Below are 2,914 nucleotides of genomic sequence, written 5' to 3'. Positions count from 1 at the left end.
GTCCGGCCTTGTCCCTATCAGCGGTCAACAAGTGCCTCCGGACCCGGCGACAACACCCCCCGGATCATCAGTGACAGGGCAGGAAAGTCATACCGGGTCCAGCGACCATGTCCCCGACGGTCGRGAACCCAATAAATGTAACGGGCACAGTATGTGGGAATCGCAGCAAGAAGTGGCGGCGTTCTCGCAGCGCTTAGGGTCACTCCTGATGCTCGCAAGCCGGTCCTCCACCGCGACACCATCTGCCCGCACTGGCGCTGCGAGAAATCCGATACAGAGACTGGAATCCTGGATTCGCGAATATMCCGACCGCAAAACTGACCCGCTCTGGGGTTGGACAATCGCGACAGTTGCACCCGCCCCCGCAGATCGTTGGCTGCGACCCCAACGAACAAGACGCRGCAACGCAGCGCAAGGCGCTTACGGGTCTGGACGTCCTCGAGGGCTTGACCAATGGTGACCACGGAGTGAGCGGAAGAAATGGGAACGGCCGGGACAGAACCAAACGCCGGCCGCTGTCCGGGCCGGCGGCACCCCGGTCCCTAAACCCGATCGGTTCGCCCGAGCGTTTCCCAGGAGTTCCGGTTGGCGACAGGGATGAACATGAGGAATTGATCCCAAGTCACAGCACGTCATGCAGTTCCAGGCGCTCCCGGCCATGAAGGAGTACACAGCAACACCGCTGTCTAAGCCAAGAGAAGGAGCCGCCAGACCGCAACGGCCACCAACAAAAATGGGCCCCKCAGGGGCCCATAAAAGGAGATTTGTACACATTCAGCGGCTCACAAGCCCCTGAACAGGGAAAACACGTGCCCGAGGTGGGACTCGAACTGTATTCCTGCCMTTGCAAACACTGGGCTCTCGCGGAAACATGCGGAATCCGGCCCGATCCAACCCACATACGCCCCGATGCGAAGCCCAAAATGTGCACAATGTACACACCCCAATTTCATCGCTTCCAACGCCCTTAGCCTGCACACCGTATCCCGGCACGCAGGGATACGGCTCTTCTTTGTGCTGACAAAATTCGTCTCCCTTGAAATCGGGATGATCACCATGATCACGGGGATTTGTCGGGGGCGGAGACAGGTAATCCCTGTCAGGCGACTACTKGGACTAACGGGGTGCTTGCGACAGCCTTCAGGGTGAACCCCTMGGTTTCTGCCTGGTCGCGGGTGATGCCCGTGCCGGCGGCGAGTAGTTTGCGGGCGGCCATATGGTCCGCGGGCGCGTTGACCGATTCCACAGCCGTGAGGACGCCGTTCCTGAAGCAGAGGACGGAGAACTTAGCTGCCGCCTGATCACCCAGGACCAGCGTGTCGTCATCGGGTCGTGCGAGCCCAGCCATCTGCAGCCGGTATGGGCCCTGTGTGGACCAGAACCAAGGCAGCTCCGTGTACGGGTGGTTAKCCCCTAGGACCGTGCGGGCGGCATGACGGGCCTGATCGGTGGCATTCTGGACCGACTCCACACGCAGACGGACCTGGGCGTGTGCGCTGGGGAAACTGGCGCAGTCGCCGATCGCCAGAACGGCAGGGTCCGCTGTGCGCAGCGTTTCATCGACAACGATGCCGTTGCTGGTTTCGAGGCCGGCGTCCGAGGCCAGGGTGTCGTTGGGCTGAACGCCGATGCCCACGAGGACCAGATCAGCAGGATAGGAAGCCCCTGTGGTGGACACTGCGGCTCCGACGCGGCCATCCGCGCCGGGCTCGAAGCGGTCAATGCCTTCGCCGAGGCGCAGGTCGACGCCTTGTGAACGTTGGGCGGCTGCGAACCACTCACCCATGACGGGGGTCAGTGCACGTCCCATCGGGCGAGGCGCGAATTCCAGTACGGTCACGCCGCATCCGTGGGCCAGGGCGGCGGCGGCGAATTCCAGTCCGATGAATCCGGCACCGATGATGACGATATTGCGGGCGGTGGGCAGCGCCGTGTGCAGCGCTTCTGCATCTGTCAGGGTTTTCAGTCCATGGATGCCGGACAGGGATGCGCCCGGGCAGCTCAGCATCCTGTTTCGGGCACCGGTCGCGAAAACGAGGTGGTCGTAATCGAGTGAACCTTTGGTGAGCTTGACCTTCCGTTCCGCCCGGTCGATGGCGAGTGCCTGGGCGCCTTCATGGAGTGTGACGTTCTTGTCCACGAAAAAGGAAGGTCCGCGCAGCGGCAAGGGAGCTGGCTCCTGGCCCGGGGCCAGGTAGTCCTTGGACAGCGGCGGGCGCTGATAGGGCAGTCCGGATTCCTCGGCGATCACATGGATCTCGCCCCCGTACCCCTCGGTCCGCAATGTATCGGCGACCTGTAGGCCGGCCTGTCCGCCGCCAATGATGACAACGCTCATGTCATTGCCCCGCTTCTAGAGTTGGCCGGCAGGGATGTCGACGACAATCCCTGTGAGTTCTGCGTCGATTTTGATCTGGCAGCCCAGCCGTGAGCTGTCCATCCGCTCCGCGGTGGTGCAGTCGAGCATTTCGTCTTCGTCGTCGCTGATCTCGGGCAACGCCTCGGCATATTCCGGCCGCACGTAGACGTGGCATGTGGCGCACATGGCCTGCCCTCCGCATTCGCCGATGATGCCGTCAATGCCGTTGCTGACGGCGGCGCGCATCAGTGTTGTGCCTTCCTCGACCTGGAGGGTGTGCTGGGTGCCGTTTGGCTGGGTGTAGGTGACGGTGGGCATCGTTGCTCCTTGTATTCGGGGGTGCTCTTAGTTCCAGGTGACGGGAAGGCTGGTCAGGCMGCGGAAGACCCAGCCGTCCCAGCTCTCATTCCGCCGCTCGTCTACACGAAGCCCTGGGAAGCGCTTGTAGGCCATCGGTACGGCAATCTGACCGATGGAGGTCTTTGCGGCCCAGTGCCCGGCGCAGAGGTGGACGCCGCTGCCGAAAGCGAGGTGGGGGCGCTTTGGCCGGTGGGG

General features: G+C 62.8%; 2 protein-coding genes and 1 pseudogene. All 3 read right to left on the bottom strand.

The features are described 5' to 3' along the window. Window positions 1-1,099: 1,099 nt before the first annotated feature. The gene (locus AC1DBQ_RS22740; protein ID WP_476930663.1) at window positions 1,100-2,338 is read right to left on the bottom strand and encodes an NAD(P)/FAD-dependent oxidoreductase; all 1,239 of its coding nucleotides are present in this window, start codon (window positions 2,336-2,338) and stop codon (window positions 1,100-1,102) included. Between the two features lie 15 nt (window positions 2,339-2,353). After that, window positions 2,354-2,677 (bottom strand): 2Fe-2S iron-sulfur cluster-binding protein, encoded by a 324-nt coding sequence (locus tag AC1DBQ_RS22735; protein ID WP_476930662.1) that lies wholly within the window; start codon window positions 2,675-2,677, stop codon window positions 2,354-2,356. 27 nt (window positions 2,678-2,704) lie between these two features. Next, a pseudogene (locus AC1DBQ_RS22730) lies at window positions 2,705-2,914 on the bottom strand (cytochrome P450); the annotation flags it as partial.

The sequence above is a fragment of the Arthrobacter sp. 10T413_2 genome, from assembly GCF_056394205.1.
The sequence above is the reverse complement of the archived record's forward strand: the minus strand, read 5'-3'. Positions and strand labels throughout refer to the sequence as shown.